19 protein-coding genes are annotated in these 24,761 nt (G+C 65.5%); 7 read left to right on the top strand and 12 right to left on the bottom strand.

Translation table 11 applies throughout. The features are described 5' to 3' along the window. Window position 1: 1 nt before the first annotated feature. From DZC73_RS20530 to DZC73_RS20545, 4 genes are all read right to left on the bottom strand, one after another. A complete protein-coding gene (locus DZC73_RS20530; protein ID WP_124542248.1) occupies window positions 2-3,541 on the bottom strand; it encodes a helicase C-terminal domain-containing protein in 3,540 nt (1,179 codons plus the stop codon). Further along, window positions 3,541-5,874 carry a DISARM anti-phage system protein DrmE domain-containing protein gene (locus tag DZC73_RS20535; RefSeq protein WP_124542249.1) on the bottom strand — a complete coding sequence of 778 codons (2,334 nt, stop codon included), beginning with the start codon at window positions 5,872-5,874 and terminating at the stop codon, window positions 3,541-3,543. Before DZC73_RS20535 ends, DZC73_RS20530 begins: the two co-directional genes overlap by 1 nt. A gap of 2 nt (window positions 5,875-5,876) precedes the next feature. Next, entirely contained in the window at window positions 5,877-7,784 is a 1,908-nt protein-coding gene (locus DZC73_RS20540) for a hypothetical protein (RefSeq protein WP_124542250.1), read from the bottom strand. Between the two features lie 439 nt (window positions 7,785-8,223). Beyond that, a complete protein-coding gene (locus DZC73_RS20545) occupies window positions 8,224-8,679 on the bottom strand; it encodes a winged helix-turn-helix transcriptional regulator (RefSeq protein WP_124542251.1) in 456 nt (151 codons plus the stop codon). Window positions 8,680-8,765: 86 nt separating this feature from the next. Between DZC73_RS20545 and DZC73_RS20550 the strand changes: the two genes are divergently transcribed. Next, complete coding sequence (locus DZC73_RS20550) at window positions 8,766-9,674, top strand: MBL fold metallo-hydrolase (RefSeq protein WP_161974674.1); 909 nt, start codon at window positions 8,766-8,768, stop codon at window positions 9,672-9,674. A gap of 160 nt (window positions 9,675-9,834) precedes the next feature. Here DZC73_RS20550 and DZC73_RS20555 read toward each other — a convergent pair whose 3' ends face one another. The 6 genes from DZC73_RS20555 to DZC73_RS20580 form a co-directional block, all read right to left on the bottom strand. Further along, the gene (locus DZC73_RS20555) at window positions 9,835-10,434 is read right to left on the bottom strand and encodes a hypothetical protein (protein WP_124542253.1); all 600 of its coding nucleotides are present in this window, start codon (window positions 10,432-10,434) and stop codon (window positions 9,835-9,837) included. A 41-nt stretch (window positions 10,435-10,475) separates the two neighbouring features. Then, complete coding sequence (locus DZC73_RS20560; protein WP_124542254.1) at window positions 10,476-10,868, bottom strand: hypothetical protein; 393 nt, start codon at window positions 10,866-10,868, stop codon at window positions 10,476-10,478. Window positions 10,869-10,938: 70 nt separating this feature from the next. Continuing rightward, window positions 10,939-11,238 (bottom strand): hypothetical protein, encoded by a 300-nt coding sequence (locus DZC73_RS20565; protein ID WP_124542255.1) that lies wholly within the window; start codon window positions 11,236-11,238, stop codon window positions 10,939-10,941. 4 nt (window positions 11,239-11,242) lie between these two features. After that, window positions 11,243-11,629, bottom strand: a complete 387-nt coding sequence (locus tag DZC73_RS20570; RefSeq protein WP_124542256.1) for a hypothetical protein — start codon at window positions 11,627-11,629, stop codon at window positions 11,243-11,245. A gap of 248 nt (window positions 11,630-11,877) precedes the next feature. Continuing rightward, on the bottom strand, window positions 11,878-14,229 hold the full coding sequence (locus DZC73_RS20575; RefSeq protein WP_124542257.1) for a hypothetical protein: 2,352 nt from the start codon (window positions 14,227-14,229) through the stop codon (window positions 11,878-11,880). 134 nt (window positions 14,230-14,363) lie between these two features. Beyond that, window positions 14,364-15,215: an FkbM family methyltransferase gene (locus DZC73_RS20580; RefSeq protein WP_161974675.1), complete on the bottom strand. Its 852-nt coding sequence runs from the start codon at window positions 15,213-15,215 to the stop codon at window positions 14,364-14,366. A 176-nt stretch (window positions 15,216-15,391) separates the two neighbouring features. Between DZC73_RS20580 and DZC73_RS20585 the strand changes: the two genes are divergently transcribed. The 3 genes from DZC73_RS20585 to DZC73_RS20595 are packed head-to-tail and all read left to right on the top strand — an operon-like array spanning window position 15,392 to window position 17,359. Further along, window positions 15,392-15,694, top strand: coding sequence for a DUF2249 domain-containing protein (locus DZC73_RS20585; RefSeq protein WP_124542259.1), 303 nt, complete (start codon window positions 15,392-15,394; stop codon window positions 15,692-15,694). Window position 15,695: 1 nt separating this feature from the next. Further along, entirely contained in the window at window positions 15,696-16,157 is a 462-nt protein-coding gene (locus DZC73_RS20590; RefSeq protein WP_124542260.1) for an RrF2 family transcriptional regulator, read from the top strand. Between the two features lie 5 nt (window positions 16,158-16,162). Next, window positions 16,163-17,359, top strand: coding sequence for an NnrS family protein (locus tag DZC73_RS20595; RefSeq protein ID WP_124542261.1), 1,197 nt, complete (start codon window positions 16,163-16,165; stop codon window positions 17,357-17,359). On the opposite strand, the gene DZC73_RS20600 is transcribed toward DZC73_RS20595, so the two are convergent. Then, window positions 17,325-18,005 carry a hypothetical protein gene (locus DZC73_RS20600; protein WP_198414911.1) on the bottom strand — a complete coding sequence of 227 codons (681 nt, stop codon included), beginning with the start codon at window positions 18,003-18,005 and terminating at the stop codon, window positions 17,325-17,327. The genes DZC73_RS20595 and DZC73_RS20600 overlap by 35 nt on opposite strands. Before the next feature lie 178 nt (window positions 18,006-18,183). Here DZC73_RS20600 and DZC73_RS20605 point away from each other — a divergent pair, with 178 nt between their 5' ends. Then, window positions 18,184-21,060, top strand: coding sequence for an adenosylcobalamin-dependent ribonucleoside-diphosphate reductase (locus DZC73_RS20605; RefSeq protein WP_124542262.1), 2,877 nt, complete (start codon window positions 18,184-18,186; stop codon window positions 21,058-21,060). 12 nt (window positions 21,061-21,072) lie between these two features. Next, on the top strand, window positions 21,073-21,651 hold the full coding sequence (locus tag DZC73_RS20610; RefSeq protein ID WP_124542263.1) for a hemerythrin domain-containing protein: 579 nt from the start codon (window positions 21,073-21,075) through the stop codon (window positions 21,649-21,651). A 12-nt stretch (window positions 21,652-21,663) separates the two neighbouring features. Here the strand turns inward: DZC73_RS20610 and DZC73_RS20615 are convergent, their stop codons facing one another. Next, on the bottom strand, window positions 21,664-23,076 hold the full coding sequence (locus tag DZC73_RS20615; protein WP_124542264.1) for a coniferyl aldehyde dehydrogenase: 1,413 nt from the start codon (window positions 23,074-23,076) through the stop codon (window positions 21,664-21,666). 301 nt (window positions 23,077-23,377) lie between these two features. Between DZC73_RS20615 and DZC73_RS20620 the strand changes: the two genes are divergently transcribed. Beyond that, window positions 23,378-24,760 (top strand): glycoside hydrolase family 26 protein, encoded by a 1,383-nt coding sequence (locus tag DZC73_RS20620; protein ID WP_124542265.1) that lies wholly within the window; start codon window positions 23,378-23,380, stop codon window positions 24,758-24,760. The last annotated feature ends 1 nt before the right edge of the window (window position 24,761 follow it).

Raw genomic sequence — 24,761 nt, forward strand, 5'->3', positions numbered from 1 at the left:
GTCAGTCCTTGGACTTCTGCACGAAGGTGAGCAGCCGTGAGTCGCAGTGGTCTGGCCAAAATGGAACCCCGGCCTCCACGTCGCGCAGACTGGTCATGGGCACAGGACGAACCGCATCCTTGACCTTCTTCTCGGTGCTGTTGCGAATCGAGAGTTCCACGCGCCCCAGTTGTTCTGCGAGCACATCGGCCAGCGACTTCTCGAGCCGCTCGTCGTAAACGCCGTCGCCAAGTGAGTACGCCGCCTTGAGTTCAGCCAAGAAGTCCGGCCCCAGACGGTCCAGGAGGTCGACAACCTCCGTGCGGTTGTTGAGCTTCGAGCTGCCGCTTTGAGCCGTGTGCACGCCGTAGACGAGGCCGAGCGCGATGCCCGGCAGGGTTCGTCCGGCGGCGTACTTGGCGAACCGGTTCACCGGAACCGGCGACACCATGCGGTCGAGGTGCTGGTGGTACTCGATGAAGCGGTGATAAATGCTGTTGGCCCGCAGCGAGAACCCGCTCAGGACGACAACAACCAAGCCGACGTGCCGACGACCGCTCCGACTCGATGCCTGGATGTACTCAGCGGTCTCTTCGGGGACCCCGTCCATCGTCATCAAGTTGACGCGCTCGAGGTCGACCCCGTGGCTAATCATGCTCGTGGCCACCAGGGCATCGAGGAAGCTCTCATCAGACCAGGCTGGCGGGCTCTCCACCTTATGGACCACCTCGGCGACCTCGGCGCTCGACGAACGGCTGGAGTGGTACTCCACGTTCAGGTCCCGCGCGCCTGGCCGGACCTTCGATGCGACCTCGTCCAGGGCCTGCCGCACACGCGAGCCCTTGGCCAAGCTCCCGACGTAGTTGAGTGTGGTCGAGTAATGCCGCAGCAGGGCCTCGACATCGTCGGCCGTCTTGGCATCCTTGAGGATGGCGAGGGCAAAGTGGGGATTGGCGAAGAGGCGGCCGATTTCGGCATGCAGGATTTCAGAGCAAAAGGCAGACGCGTCCGCGGGCGACAGCGAGGGGCTCTTGAAGGCCACGAAGATGCGAGCGGTCTTCGGCCGGCCCTCCGAGTCCTCGTCGGGCACCGCGTAGAAGCTCTTCATGCGGTCGTACCCACGGCCCGGGAAGCGCCTGGCGTCCTTCACCCCGTACAGGTGGCGCACTTGGTTCTCGAAGCCTTCGATAGTGGCCGTAGCCGCGATGACCTTCGACGGCAGACCGCCGACCGTCTCTTCGCAGTAGCGGATGAGCGTCTCGTAGTGGCCAGAGAAGGCGCCAAGCTCCTCCTGCAGCAGGTGCAGCTCGTCCTGAATGTGCAGTGCAGGTGAGGGGTCGTAGGGCTTCACCGTCCTGCGCAGCTTCTTGTCCACCTTGCAGCCGAACGCCGTGCACCAGTCCCCGAAGCCGTAGCCATGGTCCGGGCACTTCCACTTGGCCCCTCCCCAGAGCAGCCCGAACTTGGGTTGCTGCCCGACGGTGGCCATCTTGTCGATGGTGCCCACGACCAGTGCCGGTAGGTGCCGGTAGACCTCGTCGTCTGACACATCCAGTGGGAGTTCGGCCTTGCAGGTGGAACAGATGTGGCGGAACTTGATGCCGGCGATATCCGCGTGGCTCTTGACCGTTCCGCGACCGCCGCACGCCGGGCAGTCAGGCACCGCGCGTACTCGCTCGAGGCTCTCCTCAGTCAAGTTGCTCAGGTACTCGACCGACAGTCCATTCGGCGTGGTGGTGCTGCCGACAAAGTAGCCAAGGCGCAGCGGGGCCGACTGGCTCGCCTCTTCGCCCAGGATTCGCTTGCGCTCCTCTTCGGTCTCCCAGATGACGCGCATGGCGCGCTGCAGCTGCTGGATGCTGAGCATGCGCAGCGGGAATCGCAACCAGGCGGTCATCCCGAAGCGCTTGTTCCGCAGCCTGTCGTAGAGCATGGCGCAGCACGCCAGGCCCAGGTAGGCCTCAGTCTTCCCGCCGCCGGTTCGAAACCAGAGAACATCGCCCCAGTCGAGCGCGTCCTTCCACTCTCGCTTGGTGCCCGCGGGGAACTCGCCCCGCACGTAGTTCTCGCGCACGGCCAGCGCCGGCAGCTGAGTCACGATGTAGACGAGCTGGAACAGGCGCCAGGCGTCGTAGCCGCTGGCAAGCTTCCCGAACACCCGATTGGCCGCCTGGAACGCGCGCAGCAGCCGCTCATCGCATCGCAATGCCGCAATGCCGCACGCGAACCGTCGAATCTCGTCCTTGAAGCCGGCGTGGTCGCGCCGACACTCTGCCATCGCCGCCGCGTCCAGGCTCAAAGAGTTGTCGTCGAGAACCCGCTTCTGCCAGTCCTGCTCGTATTCGCCCATCGCGTCGTACACGGCTTGCAGCGTCTCAAACGGGCTGCTTGCCAGCGCCGCAAACTTCGCAGGCACGACGTCGCGCGTCATGATGCGAGTCTGCTCGAACACGGCAAGCGCCCTGGTCCGAATCACGCGGCGCTCCGGGTCCGTGACGACGCTCGTGTTGTGGCCAACGGCCCAGACGCGACGGTCGTACTGGTAGTCCTGCGGGACCGGCAAGATTTCAATGGGATGGAGCTCACCGCCGACCGTGGCGTCAATGCGCACGTCGCTGATGACCAGGAACGCGTCCTTTAACCCCTTGCCCTTCGTCAGGGGCGGCGTCTCAGGCGTTTCGTTCTTGAAGTAGCAGCCAATCCGGACCTTGCCATCCGGCCGTGGTATCGCACGGACTTCGAGCGATGCGTTGAGTTGCCACTTCTCGACGTTGAAGCCGTGAAGCCGTGACGTGAGGAACGCCTTGAAGGCCTCAGGCGTCTTGATGTCTGCCTCTGAGACCTTCGGGCGCGTCCCGGGCAATAGGCGCTCAGCGTCGGACCGTGCAAATGCCTGTTCGAGCGTCTCGTCCAGCAGTTGCTGAATGACGCCGTCGTCGTTTGCCGTGCAGCCGCCGGCCGAAATCTTCAGCTCGATGCCTCGAACCTCGAGCGGCCAGCGCTGCACGACCTCCGCCAGCGGCGCCCCAACGGACGCGCCGGCATCGAGCACGCTGGTTTGCTCCGCGTGGTCCGGCAGGTGCTTGGTGAAGATGCAGAACTGAGCATCGACCGTCAGCATGAAGCTACCGTCAGGGCCGGGATGCACCAGCGCCTCGAAGCCAATCGCTGAGGGTGGCCGGCGAGTGCTTTCCCGGTCATCTGCCTTCTCGGCCGCCTTCGGGTCCTCAGGCTCCGGTGCATCTGCGGACGCCGGAGCGCTGCTGCCGGCGGGAGGCGCGGCTTTCGTCGAGCCGTCGTTCGTCGCGGCATCCTCCGCCTTCGCTTCGGAAGACCCTTCTGGTGCGACCTCCGCCTCGAGGGTCGCTGAATCCAATTCGACGGGCCCATGCTGCTGTTTCGCGGGCCCGATGACACCGAGATGGCACCAATCCAGCGGGTTCACGTTGGTGCGGCGCTCACTGTCTCGTCCGGCGAGCCGCTGCTCCAGGACTTGCACGAAGTGCTTCGAGATGGCCAGCTCATCAGCGTAGGTCGGGCTGTAGTCCTTCTTCTCTGCCATCACGAACTCCTCGTCACTTCGCGAACAGACTGAACCTCAAGCACCTCGACCGCAGCGAACACGTCGGCGACTCCCGCGTCAATCGTGCGAGCACCGGCCAGCGCTTCCTCGTAGCCATCGCCGGAAATCGCGGCGCGGAGGAACGCACGAAGGGTCCGGCCCAGCTGGCGATTGCGGCCGCGTTCGTGCTGCACGGCCTTGAAGGCGCTATCCAGCATCACCTTCGAGTTGGCGTACGTCTCGATTTCGGACGCCAGCACCTTGAACTCGCTGAACTGCTGCGGCGCGATGATGTCTTCGTCCCCGTCGCTAACCCAGCTGATGAACGTGCCATAGCTGGACGTCAGGCCCTTCAAGACCAGCTTGTTGTAGAGCTCGGTCTTGTTCTCGAACCGAGCGACCAGATGCTCCTTAGCCTGGCGCCAGAGCGCTAGCGCAGCGCGCTCACCAGGAGGCAGCCGGGAGTTCACGACGTCGGCCAGCCGCTGAAACAGGCCGTCGTACCGCCCGTCGACGAAGGCGATGACTCGCCAGCCTGGCTGGACCGCCCGCACAGGGTGCCGCTGGATGTTCGACGTCTCCGAGAAGAAGACGTCCAGCTTCTGACCATCGTAGAACTGGCGCTGCTCCCCGTTGGTGAAGCGAACCTCCGTGATAGCGCCCGCGCCGCCTGCAGACAGGTACACCGTTGGCTCGTGGCCATCGAACAAGTCGGCGCCGGAGGTGCCGGCTAGCGCATCAATGTCGATTTCGCCTGAGACGTCCGCTTGCGTGACCATGGCCACCGCATGTCCGCTTGAATTGCGAACTACAACCGCCGGGGGTCTCGCGGAAGCACACGGTGCGGAGGACGGCAAGGGCTTGAACCCGAAGGGCGCGAGGAAACGTACGCGAGCTTCGTCTTCTGCGCGTGATGCCCAGGCCCGGTGAAGCCGCGATTGATTGCCTTGTTCGACGGCAACCTCATGCGGGTAGAGCAACTCGTCGACGCGCGCGGACGGAAACACGTCAAGGTAGCGATGGCCGTTGGTCCGCGGAGCCAGGAGCACCGTCGGGCAAACATCTCCCTCGGCCACCAGCTTGCCTTCCTTGTTGCCCGTGACGAACTCGACTCGTCCAGACGCAAGCGCTTCCGAGAATCCGTCCACGACCAGCTCGAGCGCCGGCGTAAGCAGAGTGACCTCGGCCTCAGAACCGACCACAATTCGCAGATGGGGCGTGGCTGACGGAAGAAAGGCCTGCAGGTTTGTCGCGACACCCCAGAACTTGGCCGTCTCCTTGCGGCGCAGGAGCGTTTCGTATGCTGCCTTGAGAGCAGCGACGAGCTGTGGCCAGGTGGTGTCCCAGGCCACACTTCCGTGGCCACTGACACTGTCGAGCTCCGCGATGCGCTGCCGCAGGTTGCCAGCCCAGGTTGTGGCCGCGACCTGTTCGAGCTGCACGAGTGGAACAGCGACTTGCCGTAGGCGGTTGTAGAGGCCCCAGCACTGCCGAAGTCCTGGATAGGCCCGCCCCTCGGCCGCCCGTGCTGCAGCCGTGAGCCACTTGTAGACCTCTGCGAGCGCCTGCGTCGCCTCCTCGTCTGAGTCGCACACCCACAAGTGCCGGTCGCCATTCGCGCGCGGCTGCGGGTCATGTGCCTCCACTGCTGTTTCAGCATCGCTCTTTGCCTGCGAGTCCCACAGCCAGAGCTGCAGCTTGGAGGGATGCCCACATGCGGCGAGGACATCTTCGCCAGGCGGCGGCGAGACAGCAATGCGCAGCCGCGTACACCCGGAGGCAGCGCGCATCAGCTGCGGCAGTTGAGCGAACGTGCTCGGATGTGAGCCGTCAATGACCACCGCGCCGAAACGCCGACCGTTCATGGTCTTTTCGAGCCAACCAGGATTGGCCAGGAACACCCTCGGCTTGGCGGACTTCGCAGCGGTGTAGCGGCTAAGCGTGGCTACTTCCCACAGGTCCTCAAGCCGCTGGCTCTGTCCAATGTGCACCGCATCCAGGCGAGCCTTGGCGTTCGAGATGGCTTGCGTCACGAGGACGATGTCGCCTCTCAACAAATGTCTTTCTTCGACCTGGGGTACTTGGCCCTGCGCATTCGCGTGGGCGTGGTCGCCGATGAGGAGCGAAGCCACGATGTGGCGAGCGGTCGACGCGGTTGCCTCCGGCACTGCGAACAGGAGGCTCTGCTCGCCGGCCTGCAATCTCAGCGCAGCCCGAACGGCAACCGCGCCGCTGACCTTCTCAAATGCGAGCGCGTCCGAGGGAAGAACGGTCTTGTGCAGCAGCGCGTGTGTGACGAGCTGGGTGGACGATTGGAGGGCGCTGTCCCACATCGTCAGTCGATGAGGCGTTTTCGAACGCCAAGGCGTTCGAGGTGAGCGCGATACTCCGCGCCGAGGTCGGCCGAGTTGCGAGCGGCAACGCAGTCAACCAGGGCTAGACCCATGGCGGCAAGGTTCTTTTCAGCCGCGGACTTCGGGGTGAATTCCAACGACGGCGCCGGCAACAGGGGTGTGTTTGCCGGCGCGCATTCGATGACCAGGTCATGCAGCATGGCGTTGACGCTGCGCTTGCAGTGGTCGCCCTGGTTCTCCGCCAGGACGGCAGCGAGCGCGGTCACTTTCAAGCCGGCGGTCGCGATGGCCCCTGCCAGCGCCCGCCAGGCCACCATCTTCTTGTTGTGAAACGTCAGGATGAGCCTGCCGTTTGCCTTCAGCGTCCGCCGGCTCTCGGCCAAACACGCCGCAATCGTCGCCTCGTAGTCCGCTGGCGACGTGCCGCGAGTGCTGTTCGGCACCGCCTCCGCGCTCTCGTCCACGACCACATTCGGGTCGTAGACCTTTAGCCACACGTGGAAGAGCCTAGCGAGCTCGCCATACTGCACATCGTCGAAGTACGGCGGGTCGGTCACCACGACGTTCACGGACCCCGTCTGCAGCGCTTGTTTGACGCTGCTGCCCGTGGTGACGAGAACGTCCCAGTCAGTCTTCCTGCGTCCTCGGCGGCCGGGAACGGTCGTGGCTACCTTCGGCGGTCGCTTCCTCGAGTCGATGAACCACTGCAGGGCTTGGGCGGCGGCTTCAAGTCGCCTCGGAATCGTCCCTCTACCGACAGGTGACAGCAGGTTTGACTCCACTGCGAACGTCGTCTGCGCGTACCGATGATTCGCCATCCCCTCGAACGGTTTGAGGTTGAATCGGTCCCAGCGGCTGAGTAAGGCGGGCATCTCAGCGGCGCCGAGCAGCGAGAAGGCCAAGCGGTCCTTGACCGCCGGCGCGCAGTCCAGCCGCGCCACAGCCTTCAGGCCCTGGGTTAGAGCTTCAAGCTGTCGGCTTGAGTACAGGTCGCGCCATGCCGCGAACCCATTGTCGAGCAGCCGCTTGGTCTCCTTGCCCGTCGGAATCTTGGCCGCCAGCGCTTCGTGGACCCCCGAAGCGGGGTGGAGCGCAACGGGGTCTCCTTCAGCAACGGGCCTCAGGACGGCTCGCAGCTGGCTGTGGACGACAGCGAGCTCTTGGACGAGAACGGCCTGCCAGCCCTCCGCGCACAAGGCATCGTGGCTGCAGTGCGGGCATCCCGCAGTCTCGTTATTCACCGACCAGCGGGCATCGCAACCGTCGCAGGTAAAGCTCTTGATGCCTCGGGTGCGACGAGTCAGGTGTCCGCAGGCGCGGCAGCCAAAGAAGGCACCGCGGTCGCTGAGACTACGACTGGTGACCGACACTAGGCCGTGAGGGAACTCGAACACCTTGCCGCTGCAATGCGCGCAGGTGGAGCGGCGGACGCGAAGCACGTGAGACAGCTCGTGGCCGTCGGCCGTGCGATACCCCTCCCGATGCGGTGCCAGGGCCGCAAGCACTCGGTCAGCGGCGGCCTGAAGCTCAGTAGCGTCGCAGGTGCCAAGCGCAGCGGCGAGACCGCGAGCCGGCCATGGATAGAGGTCCTGTGCGTAGGTCTTGAGGCCGCGCTTGGCAGCCTCGAACGTGACCGTCCCGCCTCCACTGAACGGGTCGGAGACGACGAGCTCGGGCCCATATTGAGCCACAGCAGCGTCCAGCAGCGCGCCCATGACGCAATGAGGACGCCGCGCCCACCACCGGTAAGTCGACACCACCGGTGCGTGGACCTCGCGGTTGCTCAGCTCCTTGGCCGCAAGCGCGCCCACCGCCCGCCAATTGACGCGGGCCAGGAGGGAGGGAGGCGAGGTGGTGTGCTGGGGTGGCGGCATGCGATTCAATGCCACCGCCTAGGTCCTTGTTGTCAACTCGCCCGATGCTGCAGATTTGTTCGCCATCTATGCCTCCCCGGTGTACGGTTTGTTGCATTTTGCGTCATCAACCGGGGATTGGACAACAGTATCTTGGGGTTTCAGTGGATGCCCGTTGATGGGGCGCAAAGCTTACGGGGCGGGGACATGACCGCCACCCTCAGCCGCGGCCGCCCGAGCGATCCTGCGCTACATGGCGTACGACATGAAACAAGCGCCTTCGAGCTCGACTCAGCCACCAGTCTGAAGCTGGTGCTCGTGAAGGTCAGCTTGCGGCGGCCGCCGACGCTCAGGAGGCCGCCGTCGAAGGTCAGCTACCAGTCTCTAGCAGACATCCGGCTCAGTAATGGATACAGGTCGGTCGCAGCTAGCGAGGACTGGTGTACTTGGTCTCCAATCCGGGATGACCGAATCTTCAGCCGGATTCGCCACCGACGATATCAAGTCTGACCCCGGGAGTGTCCGCCGCCCCATCCAGCGCCTCGGGGGCAGCTTGTTGAATCCGCGGCAGGTTCGCTTCGATCCAGTCAGCCAGCGCCTCCACATGCAGGGCCACCTCCACGCCGATGGCACTCAGGCCGTACTCCACGCGCGGCGGCACCTGCTCTTGAACGGTTCGGATCACGAAACCATCTGCTTCCAAGGCCCGCAGGGACTGTGCCAGCATCTTCTCGCTCACGCCGTCGATACCGTGACGCAGTTCGCTGAACCGGCGTGAGCCCTTGAGCAGCAACAACAGGATGAGCAGCCCCCAGCGGCTGGTGACGTGTTGCAACACGGCTCTGGATGGGCAGTCGGTGGCAAACACACTGCCGACACCGCCATTGCGACCTTGCGCCGTGACTGACTCTCCCAATGACGTGATCGACATGCGGGCTTACCTCAAGGTGCGTACTTATCAAAAGTTCTTGCCTAGCGCATTCTCAGCGATCCCATATCTTCTATTCAATGCCTACGATGCAGAACGTTCTATTCCGCTTGGGTGCCCTGGTGACCACGCTCTTGATGTTTGGCGCTGCCGCACCCTTGCATGCCGCAGACGAGCCGCCATTGGAGCTGCGCACGTACCGCGCCGATGGGCGCGGCTTCAACGTCGCCTCGACTCTGGTCGTCGGCAAGACCGACGCCGTGTTGATCGATGCACAGTTCACCCGCGCCGATGCGCACCGCGTGGTGGGTCAAATCCTGGACAGCGGAAAGAAGCTGAAGGCGATCTTCATCAGCCAGGGCGATCCCGACTACTACTTCGGGCTTGAGGTGATCCACCAGGCCTTTCCTCAGGCTCAGATCCTTGCCACCGGCGCGACGGTGTCCCACATCCAAGCCAGCCTGCCGGAGAAGCTGAAGGTGTGGCGACCGATGCTCGGTGCCAACGGTCCGCAGACGCCGATTGTGCCGACCGCCCTGAAGGGCAATGCGTTCGAGCTTGAAGGTCAGCGCCTGGAGGTGATCGGATTGGATGGGCCGTCGCCGCTCTACACCTTCGTCTGGATCCCGTCGATTCAGGCAGTGGTCGGGGGCGTTCGTGTGTTCGGCAACATGCACCTGTGGATGACGGACAGCGCCTCGGCAGTTGAGCGTCAGTGCTGGATCAACGACCTGAAACGAATCGAGGCACTCGGGCCGCGGACGGTTGTTGCCGGACATGCCAAACCTGGTCAGCCTGCCGACCTGAGCAGCGTGCACTACAGCATCGACTACCTCACCGCGTACGGCGAGGAAATGGCCAAGGCCGCCAACTCCGACGCGCTGAAAGTCGCCATGAAGACGCGCTACCCTCAAGCCATCGGCGAGGAGGTGCTGGACCTCGGAGCCAAAGTCAACAAGGGAGAGATGAAGTGGGTGGCGGCCACTGGATGCCGATAGTGTGTTGCCGCAGAAGAGGTCGCACCGACCCGCTTGGCACGCTTCGGTAGCCTGGGTCACCAAGACCTTGCCTCGCGTTCGAACCGAGATGAGCCTACGGGTTCTGGCCTGCAACCTGAAGCGAGCGATTAAGGTTGTTGGCACCGCACAGTCTCTGTCTCTAGCTGTCGTAAACGATCGTTCCCATACTGCGCAAGGGCTCACCCTTTTCCTCCAAGCCTCGCGCAACCTGCTTCATCGAGGACCACCATTCCGTGTCAATGTCGGAGCCAGAAGGTTGCAGCCTCGAAGCGGACTCCTGCAGTTCCACCCGACGAGCTTCCAAGTGGTTGCCGAATGCATTCAGGACTGCCGTTCGAATCGCAGCGGTCGTGGCACGAGGGAAGTGAAACCGAATACCCTTCTCCTTGGAGGCAGACACCAAGAAGCGCTCACCTTGTTTACCGACAACTGGAAATACGGCACTTTCCTCAGGAAGAGGGACTCGCTTGGCATCACCGTCGATTGCACCTAGGCAACGCAGTATCTCTGCCAAGGCAAATTCTTCTACTCCGCTGACAGCTTCATAGATTCGATCGATGCAAGCCAGCGTTGACGAAGCAGAAAAGGCTTCGTCGCCGGGTGAAGAAAACCACATGCCGTAGTGACCAGGACCGGGTCCTTCAGCACTGATTCGGAATAATTCAGATAGTCGCTCACTTCCGACTGGCAACGCCGGAGGCTCTGCAGTTCTTCTGGATTTCCTCAACCACTCAAACAAGGATGCTCCTCTCCATGCGCAACGCCCACTCGATGGAGTGGTCAGGCGTCTGGCTCAAATTTTTTCCGCAATTCGAAGTAGGCGCGCTTGCAGTGCTCATAGTAAGAGCGCTCATCTCTCGCACGCTCATCCGCGTCGCTGCCGCTCTCCACAGGATCCGGCTGCTCGGTCTCGAGAATCTCAATTGAAAGCCTGTCGCCGACCTTGAGCTCGTCCTGTTCGAGCCAGACCAGGTGCTGGTCTTGAATACCAGGGCCGCGCGCTGTCAGTCCACCGAGGCGAAACGTGAAGTCAACACTGCCATTGTCTCGGCGTGGGTGACTCGTCGCCCCCAGCTTGCCCGTCAGAGTCAGGATTGCTGAAAGGACGCTGAGGTCATCAGCCCCGCCAGTGACTGGCAATTGGTCGTTGATTTGGACCTTGACTGCATACATCTGAATCTCCCCTCCCAGATTGGCATCGGAATTCGCGCCTACCACTCGATGGACAGCTTTGGCATATGCGTCACGCCTCGATGTGCCTGACGCTCACTCCACGCCTCAGTGCCTCATCGCAAACCTGCTTGCTCTCCAAGCTGTCTTCGATGATGAGGCCAATGGCTCCGCGAGGCTTCGCAAGCGCCTGCGAGGCGGTGAGTGCTGCATAGGCCGGCACCGCGCCGCGAATCGCCTTGACCTCTCGCACACCAGGCCCTGTACTTGCAAAGACCAGCACCAGCTTCACCGCCTGCCGATTCACGCGCACGAGCACCCACCCAGGATCCGATCCATCCAAGAGGTAGTGATAGCTTTCCAAGGACGCCATGAAACTAGTTGCTGCAGTTGGCTGGCTCCAGGCGGATTCGCCCCTTGGCAACCTCAGCGGACGAATACTCGGTGGCGTCTGCCGTGCAGTACATGCTCAGGCCGCGAATGGACTTGGAGTATGAAACCTCAACCCGTTGACCCGGCGCGAGTGTCATCTGGTTCTTCACGACGCAAAAACCCTGGCCAAAAGAGTAGACCTTCACGTATTCGAAGTTCTGATTTGCAGGGATAGCAGTCCACACGCCGGTGCTTAGCTTTCGAGGCGCCGAGCACCCGGCCTTCGTGTAGATGGAAGCACCTCGACTCGGGTCATCTGCCACGTCGTCATGTCGAATGCGGACATAGCCAAGCGCCCCCGATGAAGGCGGCGTGTAGGGATCGACGGTCATGCACCCGCCCAACAACGGGAGCAGCAGGAGTGGACGGAGTTGTCGCAGGGTTTTTTTCATCGGATATTGAGCAGGTTCCGCTCTTGCAAAAGTGGCATTGAGTGTATTGGGCCAATCAAGCATTTGGCCAGCCAACTACTCGCTCCAGCGTGCTCGAGGCTACGTATTTCTTCGCATCGATCACTCGTGCGAATGCCTTCGTCCAGTCCCAAGTCCACTCCGACCTCAGGCGAGTGCGCGTCGGCATCTCAATCCAACCGAACCCCACCCCCACACAAATACCCCTGCGCCCGATCCACACCGCAAGCCAGATCCCCTCGCCCAGCCTTCTCCGCCGCATCCCGCAACGCACCCGCCGCACCACGCCACAAATCCGGGCTCCGTTCGATGAGGCGCAACACCGGCCCCCAGTCCTGCATCGGCAACCAGCCCAGCAGCGACTCCGTCAGACCAAAGCGGTCCTCACTCATCGCCAGGTCCAGCTGATCCGCATTGGCAAACAGCAAGGCAATGCGGCGTCGCTTCTCCTCCAACGGAAGTTCGGCCGGTCCAAGCGCACGGATTTCCGCTGCCGTCCACCGCGCAGCGATGCCCATCGACAGCAAGCGCCGCATCTCGTTCCGATCACGCGCAGCGATGGCCGCCTGATACGCCTTCTTGCGCTCAACCCCCACCACATCCACCAAGCGCTGGATGGGCACAGCCTCGCCCTCCCGCAGCATGGCAAGGACGTCCTTGGCCTCAGGCTCCGCCCCGCTTTCGTACTCTCCAAGAACGCCGATCCCTTGGCAGCTCAGGGACTGGGACTCAGCCACTTCACGGCATTGCTCGCGCAAGAGCCCATCCACCAGGGCATCGTCTCCGCTGGGCCGCAGGGCCGGTCCTCGGGGGCCCGCTTGCCATTCGTAGGCATTGGGCAGTTCCCAGGACTGGCTGCACAGCGCCCCTCGCTTGCCCGGGTCGAGCAGGTAGCGCTTGCCGGTCTTCTGGTCCAGCACCGTGCGAAAGATGAACCCGCTGCCACGCGTGTCGGACCCGCTGTCCACAGGGCTGATGGTGCCGGCTTTCTCGATCCAGATTTCACCGTCGTCCGGCAGGTCCGCACAGCGTGTCGAGCCCTCCCTGCCGGGCCCGTTGAAGAAGTCGTCGTAGGTGTCGGAGCTCTCGCCGTAGCCATCTCCGCTGAGCGCCAATCCGCAACGGTCCTGGCCCGGAACGCCGATGGCCTGGACTGTCACCGGTGGAATGCCCCAACCCACCGTACGCGCCTTGATCAGGGCGCTCAGCCACGCGTCGTTCAAGCTCAGCGTGCAAGACAGCAGTGCCTTGCGCAGCCGAGGCGCAGCAGGCACCGGCGCGGAAAGCGCACGCAAAGCGGTTGCCAATGACGGATCGCCTGATTCCTGGAGCCGCGACATGCGCAAGCCCGACACCGGGCGGCTCACGCCCTGCTCACGCAAGAAGGCCAGTTTCTTGAGCACTTCGGCCGGACCGCTGGCGTAGTAGCAAGGGCTTCGTTCGCGTGCGAAGCGGTAGTTGGCCAGCACCAGGGATGTGGCCTGCTCGCGTGCATCGGAAAAGTGACGCAGGAAGTCTGGCCAGAAGGCCTTGAGACTGTCGGCACTGGCCGCGCTCAGCAAGCAGCCCGTCACCTCGGCGTCGTGCTTTGCATACCCGCTGGCAAAGAGCCCGGCCCAGAGCGCCGGCGGAACGCGGCCCGCGAGATCAGGGTAGCGTTCGTAGTTCAGCCGCTGGTCGATCCGCTTCCACAGGGCCGGCCAATTCCGGGATGCCGCGGTGAAGGTCAGCGGCTGGTCGGCCGACGAGTACAGGGGGTAGCTCACCTCGGCCAACAACTCCGCGATGCCCTGGGCCTGCCGGCGCACCAGGTCCACGGGCAATGGGGACAGCGCGCCTTCCAATCCGCCGTCAGTGTCCCGCACCAGGCGCACCAGCTCTTGCAGACGTTCACCGTCTCGGAAGGTGGCGACGTAGTCTTCACGGCTGAGCGTCGAAGCAAACTTCTGCCATTCCTGCCGACCCGCCTCCGTCGGACGGCGCGCCGGCCCCAGCAGCCTGTCCATCAACTCGATGGTCTGCTGCTGGCGACTCTTCGGGGTCTCCGCGGCCTTGGGTGCAGCGGCCGGGGTCGCGGCTTGACCGGCCGCCTTCGGTGGCGATGGCTTGAATCCGAATTTGGCTTCCAGCACGCTTTTCACGGCCGCCCGCTGCGACTCGGTCGCCAGGTCGTAGGCGCTGCGCTCATTGGCAAAGAGAACATGCTTCGGGTCGGCCCCGTTGTTCAGCAGCCAGATGGCAGTGCGGTCCTTGCCCGCTCGAATGGCGTGGGCCAGCAAGGTGCCGCGGTGTCGCATGGCATTGAAGTTCGCGCCGGCCTTCTTCAGGTCGCGCAAGCGGGCGATCAAGGCCTCTTCGTTCGGCGGCGCCGGGTCGGCCTGCTCGGGGATGATCCAGCCGCCTTCGTGAGGCTGCGCGCCGGGCATGGCCAGCAGCGCGCCGAAGGCAGCATCGGTACTGTCGGGCGACTCGGCTGCAGCGGCGATTCCGGCCAGGCCAAGCAGCACGGCCGCGAGAAGCACGGTCCTCAGGCTCATGGGCGAAGCGCTCACGCGGCCGTGCGAGCCCGTTGGCTGGCCGCCTCGATCACCTCTTGCATCCCGTTCCCTTCAGCGTTCAAGTCGGCTTGAATCTTACAAGCCTTGTATCCCGCCGATCAGCGCTTGAAGACCCAGGTGTGGGCCCGCAGGTCCACCAGCTGGAACGCCTGGGCCTGCAACCAGGCCACCACCGCACAGGTCGAACGGCTGCCGAGCGAAGGCGTGTGGATTTCGATGAGCACCTTGCGGACGCAGTCCGGCACGGACTCTTCCACCAGCGAGTCCTCGGCGCCTTCGATGTCGATGGCCAACACCTGCGGCTGGTGCTCGGCCAGCAGTCGGGCGAACGGCACTGCGGGCACTTCGATCTGCCGCATGCCGCTGCCGTTCTTGAGCGAACTCCACCAGTAGTTCTCGGCGGTGTGGAAGTCGACGCTCTGGCGGCCATACGTTGACGGCACGGCGGCAGCCCTGACGAGCTCCACCGGCAGCTGGTTGGCCTTGAAGTTGGCTTCGATGTACTCCCACAGCACCGGGTTGGGTTCCACCAGCACCGGCGCCACGCCACTGGCACGCGCCAGCGCGCAACCGGTGACGCCGATGCCCGCGCCAATCTCCATGACACGTTCACCGGGGCAGACATGGTCGCGTGCGAGGTCGAGGTCTGACTGCTCGTAGTCCGCGACGGCAAGGTAGTACAGCAGCTCGGCCGGGAGCCGAGGATCGAACCGGACCTTCAGCGCCGCCCTGGGAAGCTGGATCACGATGGGCTCGGCCGCGCAGGCCAGGACGGCCTCCACGCCCTCGATCCGGCTCGCATCGGCTGGCGAGAGCGTCGGGAACGACATCAAGCCGCGGGACGAGATTTCACCGGCCTTGGCTTGTGCCAGGCGATGCATCCGTGGATGCCGATCGGCCGCAGGGTCGATCGCGCAGGGTTCCGATTCCAGCAGCGTGGCAGGCGTCATGTCCATGGCTCCGCAAGACGAGGCCTGACGATAGGTTGCAGCGCCCGCCCGATGGCAGGCCGGATGCGACGCTGTGGCTGCCAGCACGAAGTCATCGTCCGATTGATCTCGATCAAAGCCCTGCGGCCCCGGCCTTCCTAGCATGAGGTGCATCGCCAATACACCTTATGCACACCATGGCACACACCCCATCCGCCACCGTTGACGTCCGCAGCATTGCGCCGCGGGAACGCCATCCCACCATCTTCTCGACCTTCCGCAAACTGGGCGTCGGCCAGTCGATGGAACTCGTGAACGACCACGATCCGCGTCCGCTGTACTTCCAGTTCCAGGCCGAGATGCCTGGCGGCTTCGGCTGGGACTACCTCGAAGCCGGCCCCCACACCTGGCGCGTGAGCATCCGCAAGCTGAGCGCTTCGTCGCAAGACGCGCACAGCCACGGCCACTGCTGCGGCGGAGGCTCGTGCAGCGGCGCCTGACGTGAAGCTCACCGCCTTCACCGACTACAGCCTGCGCGTGCTGATCTTCCTGGCCGCGCAGCCGGGGCGGCGCTGCACCATCGCCGAGATCGCCCAGGCGTTCGACATCTCGGCGAACCACCTGACGAAGGTGGTGCACTTCCTCGGCAAGCATGGGTGGGTGGCCACGGTGCGCGGCAAGGGCGGCGGCATGTCGCTGGCCCGGCCGGCCCAGGCCCTGCACATCGGCGACATCGTTCGCCAGACCGAAGGGCTGGACACGCCGGCCGAATGCTTCGAGCCGTCGGGGCACTGCCGCATCGCGCGCATCTGCCGGCTGCGCGGCGTGCTGGCCGAGGCGGTCGATGCCTTCTACGAGGTGTTGGACCGCTACACGCTGGACGACCTGGTGGCCAACCGCCAGGGGCTGGCGCAGGTGCTGTTCCTCGACAACGCCACGCTGCAAGGGGCTGCGCCCACATGACTCACATGACCACCTTCATCAAGATCGAGGAGCCTCACAAGGGCCCTGTCGACACCACCAGCTTCGCCCTGTGGCGGCTGGGCTTTCGGCCGTTCTACCTGCTGGCCAGCGTGTTCGCCGCGCTGTCCATCGCGTTGTGGGCCTTGCAGTTCAGCGGCTGGATGCAGCACGCCTACTTGCAAGGTCCCATCTGGCATGCGCACGAGATGCTGTTCGGGTTCACGCTGGCGGTGGTGGTCGGGTTTCTCTTCACCGCCGGGCGCAACTGGTCGGGCCGGCCGACGCCCACGGGATGGCCCCTGGCCGCGCTGGCGGGCCTGTGGGTGGCTGGCCGGGTGCTGGTGCTGACGCCGTTCGGCTGGGCCGCTGCACTGGTCAATGCCGCATTCCCGATGGCGGCAGCCATTGCGCTGGCCATTCCGTTCGTCGCGTCGAACAACCGGCGCAACTACTTCTTCGTCGGGCTGCTGGTGCTGATGTCGGCAGCCTCGATGGGCGTGCACCTGGCGCAGCTGGGCGTCATCACGGTGCCGGGATGGGCGGGCATCCAGGTTGCGCTCGACGTGGTGCTCTTCATCATGGCCGTGATGGGCGGCCGGGTGATTCCGATGTTCACCAACAACGGCGTGCCGGGCGCGAAGGCGCAACGGCATCCGCTGGTGGAGGAGATGGCGCTGGGCTCCGTGCTGGCGACGCTGGCCGGCGACGTGCTTCAGCTGCCGCCCAAGGCAATGGCAGCCTTGCTCGCGGTCGCGGCCGTGGCCCACCTCATCCGCTGGTGCCTGTGGCAGCCCTGGACCACCTGGCGCACGCCGCTGGTGTGGGTGCTGCATGCGGCCTACCTGTGGATCGTCCTGCACCTGGCCCTGCGCGCGATCTCGATGATGGGCGGGCTGCCGCCATCGGCCGCAACGCATGCGCTGACGGTGGGCGCCATCGGCGGGCTCGTCATCGGCATGATGACGCGCACCGCTCGTGGCCACACCGGCCGCCCGCTGCGTACGGATCGCGCCGAGGTGGCCAGCTACGTGCTGGTGCTCGGTGCCGCGCTGGTTCGCGTGGTGCTGCCCTTGGTGGCCCCGGCCATGACGGTGCCGGCCGTGCTGTCCTCGGCTGCCTTGTGGTCCGCCGGGTTCGGGCTCTATGCCCTGCACTACTGGCCGGTGCTCACCCGCCCGCGCCTGGACGGCAAGCCGGGCTGAGCCGCAGGCCCGTCGACGGCGGCGCCGGCAGCCGGCGCTGCACACGCCGCACGACGAAGACGCCCGGGTCCCAGGCGAGGTCGAGCAGGAGATGTTGCACACGCAATTGCCAGAGGCGGCCCAGCTCCGCCAGTGCCTGTGCGTCGGCGCGGCCGGTGGCGCAGCGCTGAAGCAGCTCGTCCAGGGCAGGGTCTTGCGGCGGCAAGGACAGGTCGGCACCCGCGTCCACCTGCGCGCCGTTGTCCAGCCGGGTGAAGCGAAGAGACAGCGGCAGCCCCGGCGAGAAGCGGATCAACCCTGCGCGTCCGAACCGGCCGCCCAAGCCCTTGAACCCGCTGCCGCCGGCGGCGCCGGTCAGCATCTGCACCACGCTGGCCACCACGCCGGTGCTGCCAGTGCGTGCGTCCTCGCGGAACTCGACCTTCACGCCACCGCGCACCGGCAATTCGTCGGGATACAGCTCCTGCATGGCCCGCCAGGTGAGCCAGTAGCTGGCCGCCACCGTGGGGCACGAGTGCCCGGTCAGCCGAACGACGTCGGCGTAGGTGTACTCCAGCACGCCTCCTTCCGCGCAGGCGAGCACCTCGGCCAAGGGGTCGCGAACCCGCAGCACCGGGACCTGCTCGAAGAACGAAGGCAGCTTCATGATGCCGATTGGGGCACCAGTCGCAATAGCCGTTGTTGACCCAGCGCAAGCGTGTGACGAAGCGCAACACGCGGGGCGGGAAAGTGCCGGCAATCAATCACGCACTGTCCTGATCGCACGCAAGGAAATCCATCCCGCCCCACACTATCGTCAGCGGCAACGAATGCACGGAGACCCCATGACGACGACCGCCCTTCCGCCCGCGACGACCCGCACCCTGCCCGCCCAGCCGATCAGCGAGGAGGTGCTGCTGGAGAAATACGCCAAGGGGGATGAGCGCAGCATCGACGAGGTCCGCCAGCGCGTCGCGCGCGCCCTGGCGCAGGCCGAGCCCGCCGAGGTCCGTGCCCCATGGGAAGCCCGCTTCCTGCAGGCGCTGCGCGAAGGCTTCGTGCCCGCAGGCCGCATCAACTCCGCGGCCGGCACCGAGCTGTCGGCCACGCTGATCAACTGCTTCGTGCAGCCGGTGGGCGACTCCATCGCCACCGACGACGATGGCCACCCCGGCATCTACACCGCGCTCACCGAAGCGGCCGAGACCATGCGCCGTGGCGGCGGCGTGGGCTACGACTTCTCGCGCATCCGCCCGGCCGGCGCGTGGGTGTCCAGCACGCAGTCGAGCGCCTCGGGGCCGGTGTCGTACATGCGGGTGTTCGACCGCTCCTGCGAGACCGTCGAATCCGCTGGCGCGCGGCGCGGTGCGCAGATGGGCGTGCTGCGCTGCGACCACCCGGACATCGAGGAGTTCATCCACGCCAAGGACCATGGCGACCTGAGCAACTTCAACATCTCCGTGGGCCTGACCGATGCGTTCATGCAGGCCGTGCAGGACGACAGCCAGATCGAGCTCGTGCACCGTGCCGAGCCCGGCGCACAGCAAAAGGCCGACGGCGCCCGCCAGCGCGGCGACGGGCTGTGGATCTACCGCACGCTGCCGGCCCGCGCGCTGTGGGACCAGATCATGCGGTCCACCTACGACCACGCCGAGCCGGGCGTGCTCTTCCTCGATCGCATCAACCTCGACAACAACCTGTCGTACTGCGAGACCATCTCCGCCACCAACCCCTGCGCGGAGGAACCGCTGCCACCCTACGGCTGCTGCTGCCTGGGCTCCATCGACCTGACCCGCTTCGTGCGCGATCCCTTCGAGCCGCAAGCACATTTCGATGAAGCAGGTTTCGCCCAGCTGGCCCGCGTGGCCGTGCGCATGCTCGACAACGTGCTGGACGTGACCTTCTGGCCGCTGCAGCGGCAGGCACAGGAGGCGCGCAACAAGCGGCGCATCGGCCTGGGCTTCACCGGGCTGGGCGATGCGCTGGTGATGCTCAACCTGCGCTACGACACCGCACCGGCCCGCGAGATGGCCCGCCGCATCGCCGAGGTGATGCGCGACGCCGCCTACGAGGCCTCGGTGGATCTGGCCGCCGAACGCGGCGCCTTCCCCCTGTTCAACGCCGACCTGTACCTCAGCCGCGGCACCTTCGCCTCGCGCCTGCCGGCTCCGCTGAAGGAACGCATCCGTACCACGGGGCTGCGCAATTCGCACCTGCTGGCCATCGCGCCCACGGGCACCATCAGCCTCGCCTTCGCCGACAACGCGAGCAACGGCATCGAACCTGCGTTCTCGTGGAGCTACGTCCGCAAGAAGCGCATGCCCGATGGTGGCGTGAAGGAGCATGCGGTGGAGGACCACGCGTGGCGGCTGTACCGGCACTTGAAGGGCGAGCACGCGCCGCTCTCGCCGGCCTTCGTCACCGCGCTGGAGATGAGCGCGCAGTCGCACGAGGAGATGGTGGCCGCGGTGGCACCGTTCATCGACACCGCGATTTCCAAGACGGTGAACGTGCCGGCCGACTACCCGTACACGGACTTCCAGGACCTGTACCTGAAGGCCTGGCAATCGGGCCTGAAGGGGCTGGCCACCTACCGGCCCAACAGCGTGCTCGGCTCGGTGCTGAGCGTGCAGCCCACCACTGCGGCCGCACCGCTGCTGGACACGGCGCATGCCAACCACCGGCTGGCCATCGAGCGCACGCCCGAGCCGGTGCTGGCATCCCTGCGCTGGCCCGGCCGCCCCGACTTCCCGGGCGGCAACGCGGCCTGGACGTACATGATCAAGCACTCCTTCGGCGAGTTCGCCCTCTTCGTCGGCGAGCTGCTGGAGGATGGCCGGCCCGCGCCCTTCGAGGTGTGGGTGAACGGCGCCGAGCAGCCGCGCGGGCTGGGCGCGCTGGCCAAGACCTTGTCCATGGACTTGCGCACGCGCGACGCTGCATGGGTGGGGCTCAAGCTCGATGCCCTGTCCACCGTGCAGGAGGAGCATGCCTTCGAGATGCCCTTCCCACCGCACGGCGAGCTGCGCCGGTTCCCGGGCGTGGTGGCTGCCACGGCGGCCGTGGTCCGCCGGCGCTGCGAGCAGTTGGGGCTGTGGTCCGGCGAACGGCCCGCCACGCCGGTGATCGACGCGATGTTCAGCCGCGAGGAGCCGCTGACCAGCACCGATGGCACGCTGGCCTGGTCGGTGGACATTCACAACCCGGCCACCGACGAAGCCTTCACGCTGACGCTCAAGGAGATTGTGCTGCCCGACGGACCGGCGGGCACCGTCACCCGCCCCTGCGCACTCGGCTTCTCGGGCAACTACCCGCGGGCGCTGGACGGATTGGCGCGAATCCTCTCGCTGGACATGCGCGTGCTGGACCCGGCGTGGATCGGCATGAAGCTGCGCAAGCTGCTGAGCTATGCGGAGCCGCTGGGGCACTTCATGGCCTTCGTGCCGACGCTGGACGGCGGCACGCGCCGGCAGCGCACCTGGCCGTCCACCGTGGCCTACATGGCGCGGCTGGTCATCCACCGCTACGCGATGCTAGGCGTGCTCGACGAGGAAGGCCGGCCGCTGCGCGACATGGGCATCCTGCAGGCACCGCGCGACCAGGAGGCGCACCCGCGCCCGATGCCCGGCGCACGCTGCCCCGAATGCGGCAACCCGACACTCATCCACAAGGACGGCTGCGATTTCTGCACCGCCTGCGGGCACATCGGTACCTGCGGCTAGCGACGGAGGAACATGATGCACACGGCAGTCCGGATCATCCGCGATGAACACCAGGCGCTCTCGGCCATGCTGCGGTCCGTGCTCTTGTTGCTGGACCGGCACCGCAAGTCCCGCACGCTGCCGGACTTCGCCGTGCTGCGGGCCATGCTCTTCTACGTGGACGAGTTCCCGCAGAAGCGGCACCACCGCAAGGAATCGACGCTGATGTTCCCGAAGCTGCGCGCCCGCACGCCGCTGGCGCGCGACCTGCTCGACCGGCTGGATGCCGAGCATGACACCGGCGAGCGGCGCATCCAGGACCTGGAGCACGCGCTGCTGGGCTTCGAGATGATGGGCGAGCCCCGGCGCGCCGCCTTCGAGACGGCGGCGCAGGCCTACGTGGACTTCTACCTCGCCCACATGGCGCTGGAGGAGCGCGAGATTCTCCCGCTGGCCGAGCGGGTGCTGACGGCCGAGGACTGGCAGGAACTCGACGAGGCCTTCAGCGCCAACCGCGATCCGCTCGCGGGCCACGACCCCGAGGCGGAGTACCGCGCGCTGTTCACGCGCATCGTCGGCATCGTGCCGGCGCCAATCGGCCTGGGGCCGTAGCGTGCCTGCGCCTCAGCCAAACAGCTTCTGCAGCAGCCCGAGCAGGCGGTCGAACCGCGCTCCGTAGGGCGGGCTGAAGAGGCTCGTGCCGGCCAGGCGCGGCTGGTGGAAGATGGGCTTGTCCTTGCTGAAGGTGCGAAAGCCCCACTCACCGTGGTACGAACCGATACCACTGGCGCCGACGCCGCCGAACGGCTGGTTCTCCTGCCCCAGGTGCCAGATGCAATCGTTGATGGTCACGCCGCCGGCATGGGTCTGCGCCATCACGCGCTCCCGGGCCGACGTGTCGCGCCCGAACCAGTACAGCGCCAGCGGCCGGTCGCGCGAGCGGACCTTCGCGATCGCATCGTCAGCGCTGCTGCACCCCACGATGGGCAGGATGGGACCGAAGATCTCTTCCTGCATCACCGCCATGCCCTCGTTGACGTTGGTCAGCACGTGCGGCACGAACCGGCCGTTGGCGGCTGCTTCTGAATGGGTGGGAATGAGCCGCGCGCCCTTGGCCTGGGCATCGTCGAGCAAGCCTTGCAGGCGGGCCCGGTGGCGTTCGCTGACGATCGCGGTGTAGTCCGGGTTGTCCGAGAGGGTCGGGTACAGCTTGCGGACCGATTGCACGAGGCGCTCGGCCAGGGGCTCGACCAGCGCCTGGGGTGCGAGCGCGTAGTCCGGCGCCACGCAGGTCTGGCCGGCATTGAACAGCTTGCCGAAGGCCAGCCGGTCGGCCACGAGCTGCAGGTCGCTGCTTGCATCGACGATGGCCGGTGACTTGCCGCCGAGTTCGAGCGTGACGGGCGTGAGGTTGCGGGCGGCGGCCTGGGCCACCAGGCGACCCACCGCCGTCGAGCCGGTGAAGAAGAGGTGGTCGAACGGCAGCTCGACGAAGGCACGTCCGACCGCAGCGTCGCCGGTGATCACCTGCATCTCGTCGTCGGCGAAGTCGGCGGCGATCATCTTCGCCATCAGCGCGGACGTCTCGGGCGTCAGCTCGGATGGCTTGATCAGTACCCGGTTGCCCGCGGCCAGGGCCGCGATGGCGGGCGCCATGGTGAGGTAGTACGGGTAGTTCCAGGGCGAGACGATGCCCACCACGCCCAGGGGCTGCGGCATCAGCGTGTTGTGCCCCGGCAGGAAGTGAAGCTGCGTGGGCACGCGTCGCGGCTTCATCCAACGCCGCAGGTGGCTGAGGGCGTGGCGCGTGCCCGAGCGGACGGTGAACACCTCGGCCAGCAGCGTTTCCTGCCGCGCCCGGTGCCCGAAGTCTGCCGCGATGGCCTGAGCCAGCGCATCGGCATGGCGGGTGGTCATGGCATGCACGCGGCCAAGCCTGTCGCGGCGCGTCGCCTCGCTGGGCATGGGGTCGCGGTCGAACGCGGCCCGCTGCTGCTGCAGCGCCAGGCGCAGGCGTTCCTCGATGGTCTGGTTCATGGTGCGCGTCCCTTCGTCAAAGCAGCTGCACGTGGATGGTGAGGCCTCAGCCGGCGGCACCCGTAGCGTACGAGTGCGCCGTCGCCAATGGAAGAGATTCACCGCATTGATTGGAAACCACCGGCACGATGCTTTTGAGCCGTCGGCGGTTCAAGGCCGGATTCGGGCCATTCGCCAGGTTCAAGCGCCAGCCCAGAAGAGAAGCACCTCACACAGAACAGTCCGGTCCCTAGACTGCGCCTGCGAACAACCGGTGGCGGTTTGATTTCTGTTCAGCCATCCCATAACTCGAAAGGTGCCTATGAACACGCGGTTCTTCCCGCAGTCCCTGCTCGTGACTCTCGTCGGTGCTGCGTTGGCAGCCCCAGCCGCCTGGGCGGCCTACCCTGATCCCACCCCTTGCCCGACTCATGCGCCCTGGAGACCGGGTTCCGCGCCGACGGACACGCGTCCGCTCGATGACCAGGGCGCGACACCACCGACGCAAGCGAATCCGACCCCGGAAACGCAGGCCCTGTGGGCACGCCTCAAGCAAAACGAAGTGCTGCGTTCGGCCCTCTTCGGCCAGCAGCATGCGTCGTGGCAAGGTGTCAGCGGAAATCGATCGGCCTTCGGCAGCGACATCTTCGACGGCCTGGCCAAGCAGGTCGCAGATCGGCCCAACCTCGTGCCGGCCCATCCGGTGGTCTTCGGCTGGAACTATGAGACTTATCGCAGCCTGCTCCTCGTCGATCCGGACCAGGCCGAACGCATGCTGGCGCGCATGATCGAAACGGATGCCAAGGGCGGCATCACGACCATCCACTGGCCCGTGGAGAACTTCGTCGTCTGCGAAGGCCCGGCTTGCGACGACAACAGCAATCGCAAGGGCGTGGACCCGGTGGACTTCATCGTGAACAACTACCAGGCCTTCGACGGCCAGTGCTCCGGCGACAAGTTCGACCATTGGGTCGATGACCTCGCCACGTTCCTGCAGAAGTTGAAACAGGGCAACACGCCCATCCCGGTGATCCTGCGGCCCTTCCATGAGATGAACGGCCAGGGCGGCCTGAACGGGCACTGGTGGGCCGGCAAGAACGCGGTTCAGTTCCGCACGATGTGGCAACGCCTCGTGGATCGCTTGCGCAACGAGCACGGATTGCGCAATGTCCTGATCGCCTTCGGCCCGCGCGCGGAGCCGCTGCTGGAGTCGGGCTACGGCGTTTACTGGCCAGAAGGCCCGAATCCGAACCAGGCGTCGCTGCGGTACGTGGACATCGCCGGGTTTGATTTCTACCTGCAGCACACCGGCACGGATGCCAACGCGGACGCGGCCGAGACGAAAACGCTGGGCGACGCCATCGATGCCACGCGGACCTTCGCCAAGGCCGATGCCCGCAGCGTGAAGCGCCTGGTGGCCATCACGGAAGTGGGCCGCAAGGATGGAACCAGCAATCCATCGGCCGGCACGGGCTTCCTGGGTTTCTGGATGAAGGGCGTGAAGCCGGCATTGGATGGCGCGCTGCTCGGCGCGCCCACCAAGAGCCGCTGGGAAGGGGTGGCCTACATGATGACCTGGACGAACGGCGCCACAGCCAATTTCTCGATCGATCCGACCGCCGACACGCCGCTTGAGTTCGACGTGAACCGGGACTTCACGGATTGGTTCCAGCTGAAGGAAACCTTGTTCCTGAAGCCCAATTGAG

The organism is Rhizobacter terrae, from assembly GCF_003852895.1.
Classification (GTDB): domain Bacteria; phylum Pseudomonadota; class Gammaproteobacteria; order Burkholderiales; family Burkholderiaceae_C; genus Albitalea; species Albitalea terrae.